Origin of the sequence: Lactococcus formosensis, assembly GCF_018403745.1 — a bacterium.
Lineage (GTDB): Bacteria > Bacillota > Bacilli > Lactobacillales > Streptococcaceae > Lactococcus > Lactococcus formosensis.
This window is the reverse complement of record NZ_BOVP01000018.1, coordinates 1-3,230: the sequence shown is the minus strand read 5'-3', so window position 1 is coordinate 3,230 and position 3,230 is coordinate 1. Positions and strand designations below refer to the sequence as shown.

The window sequence follows — 3,230 nt, the reverse complement described above, 5'->3', positions numbered from 1 at the left end:
ATTATTGGGAATCCCAGCTTAAATCATAGATACCGTAAGGGATTTTATTCTTTATTTAAAACTTTGCAACAGAACCGGGCACAGTATCCACCTAGTATTTACAATATCTATATCCTCCTGTTCTAATTAACAACTCAATATTCATTTTAAAAATTTCTCTTTAGTTCACTATCAATGTAAGTTGATTTTATTAAACATATGCCTTACTTTGTCTATTCTATTATTTGGACGACGTGGTTGGAAAGCAGACTTAATGTTAGTAACCTGATAACCTTTTAACTCTGTTAAACAGACACTGCGTCCATTTGTAAAGAAAGTTAAACTGTTTCGATACTCTTGAATACAACGGGCTGGAATTTCACCAATGAGAATGACCTCGTTACCTTTTAACTTAGTATTTAAAATATTTGCACAATATTTGGAAGCATCATTATATGCTCTCGAAAGATATTCTTGTGGTACATAAATTTCGAAGCTAAGATATGGCTCTAATAACTCTGTACCACTCTTTCTAAAAGCCTGCTCTAGTACAATAGGCGCAAGCATTCGGAAATCTGCTGGCGTACTGACAGGGCTGTAATATAGACCATACTTAAAACAGATCTTACAGTCTGTTAATTTCCAACCGTACAATCCTTGTTCACACCCATAGCGTATACCTTCCATAACTGCATTTTGAAATGATTGATTTAAATAACCTAGAGAAACCAGGCTCTCATACTGAATGCCACTACCCAAAGGAAGTGGTGTTACAGATAAACCAATAGAAGCCCAGAAAGGATTTGGAGGTACTTCGATATCAATGGTAAATTCAGATTTTTTTAATGGTCTTTCCATATAAATGACAGTTGGTTTTCTTGTTTCTATCTCAATATGATATTTTTCTTGAATCAGAGTACAAGTTACCTCCATTTGGACCTCACCTAAAAAAGATAGCACAATTTCGTGAGTTACTGTATCTACATAATATTGTAGAAGGGGATCACTATCGGATATTTCAAAAAGTGCATCTAGTAACTTTTCTCTTTGTACTGATTTACATGGTTCAATTGTTGTTTGTAACATAGGAAGAGGATTCTCAAGAATTTCTCTATGTGGTAATCTTTTTTTATCTCCAAGTACGTTATTTAGTTTTAAAAGCTCATTTTTTAAAATAATAATCTCACCAGGCTCTGCCTTATCTATCTGGCGTAATTCTCCATTTATTGAAGTATACATTTCTGTAACTTTTATTTTTTCCTTTTCTGATATATTGACTGAGTCTCGCAAATGTAGCGTTCCACTATAAAGACGTACATAGACAAGCCGTTGACCATCATCTGAATATTCTACTTTAAAAACATTTCCACAAAGTTTATCTGAATTGAGTTGTGTGGGTGAAAATAATTTGCTAGTAATTACCTCTATAAGTTGTTTAATTCCAATATTATTCTTTGCACTTCCGTGATAAACAGGATATAAGGAGCAACTTTGAATTCTTTCGTTTTCCTCCTTTTCAAGTTCTGCAATATTCAATGTTTTCCCAATGGTATATTTTTCTAATAAATAATCATTTCCCACAATTACTGTCTCCCATTGTTCTGGTTCAGTATAATCTATTACATAAGGTTTCAAATTTAGATTCACAGTCTGCTTAATTATGATGTCGTCAGAAAGTTTGTCCTTAATATCTTGATAAACATCTGGCAAATTTATTCCATTTTGATCAATTTTGTTAATAAAAAATATTATAGGTATGTTCATCTTTCTAAGTGCATGGAATAGTATACGAGTTTGTGACTGTACTCCATCTTTTGCAGAGATTAGCAAAATAGCTCCATCCAAAACAGATAATGAACGGTATACATCTGCCAAAAAATCCATGTGTCCAGGAGTATCTACAATATTTACTTTAACATTTTCCCGTTGAAAAGATGTTATTGCGGTCTGAATAGTAATACCTCTCTGGCGTTCCAAAAACATAGTATCCGTTTTCGTTGTACCGCTATCTACACTTCCTAACTCTTTAATTGCTCCGCTACTGTATAGTAAGCTTTCTGTCAAAGTAGTTTTTCCTGCATCAACATGTGCTAAGATACCGATATTAATAATTTTCAATTTTATTTCCTCCATTCAAAAGCTCAAAAAGCAGAAAAAATCCCAGTGATAAATACTCTTATCACTGGGATTTTAATACAAAAATAGCTGTATACTACACACTGATAGCCACAGATGCTTTATGATAAAATGATAAAAGTATTCTTAAACTGGGCACAAAAAACCAGTCCTTATTTTAAATAAGGATGCTTAATTAATTATTCCCGCTATCTAATTGACAGTTTATTTAAGAATACCTTGCCGCATTTTTATTATCTCCTTTTGAATGTTATCTTAATTCTATCATATGATAGAATGCTTGTAAAGCCAACCATATTTTTTGAACGAAAGGGAAATTAATGAGAAATTAATGGAAGTTAGTGTAGTAGTTGAAGATAACTCTTCAGAATGGCTATCAAAATTCAGCGATTTAATAACGATTTACAAGTTCATAAGGGATTCTTTATTCATCCAGCTATTATATTACTTTTCAGGTCAATAGGACAACTGTCCACAACCTTTCTACAAATATATTACGTATAATTTTTGAAATATATACTGCTTAACAAAATATTTTGCAGTGGTTCCAATAGTTTTGAATTGTTAATATTAAGTTTGACTTGGAAAATATCATTAAAAGTTATACTGTTTATTTGGAAAAAATTGGAGAGACCTTTTTAAGTAATGTAATGAAAATAGTTATAAGTTAGAATAAAGGTGAATTTGCTTATACTTCTCATAGAAGGTTGATTTCACGCTATATTTTGGATTATTTATGCTAAATCATTATAAGTTTGCTATAGTGACATACAATTTTTTTTGCTTATACTAAATATTCAAGTATTGTTTTCATCTTAATATTCTTTATTCATTCATTATTATTTTCCAGTTATCCTTCTTCTCTAAAGTTAATTGGTATTGGGAAATATTTTCAATCTTTGTTTCATTGTCTAAATATCGAACGGCTATTTTTACTAGATACTGTTTCTCTTTCTTCTGAATAATTGGATTCACCAACTCAGAGTAAATAAAGTTTTGACTGATTATTGGTAAAACATCTTCCATCATATAATAATCGGTTCTGTTGCAAAGTTTTAAATCTACTATCAAATAAGGTAGAATAATAGAAAAAGATAGCAGGAGGAATGACGATG

General features: G+C 31.2%; 3 protein-coding genes. 1 reads left to right on the top strand and 2 read right to left on the bottom strand.

Annotated features, from left to right (window positions below):
• Window positions 1-171: 171 nt before the first annotated feature.
• Window positions 172-2,112, bottom strand: a complete 1,941-nt coding sequence (tet(S), locus tag KJS37_RS10355; protein ID WP_002405437.1) for a tetracycline resistance ribosomal protection protein Tet(S) — start codon at window positions 2,110-2,112, stop codon at window positions 172-174.
• Between tet(S) and KJS37_RS10505 the strand changes: the two genes are divergently transcribed.
• Window positions 2,097-2,222: a hypothetical protein gene (locus tag KJS37_RS10505; protein WP_193393255.1), complete on the top strand. Its 126-nt coding sequence runs from the start codon at window positions 2,097-2,099 to the stop codon at window positions 2,220-2,222. The genes tet(S) and KJS37_RS10505 overlap by 16 nt on opposite strands.
• 718 nt (window positions 2,223-2,940) lie before the next feature.
• On the opposite strand, the gene KJS37_RS10345 is transcribed toward KJS37_RS10505, so the two are convergent.
• The coding region (locus KJS37_RS10345; RefSeq protein WP_244851417.1) for a conjugal transfer protein at window positions 2,941-3,230 on the bottom strand (290 nt) is incomplete at its 5' end.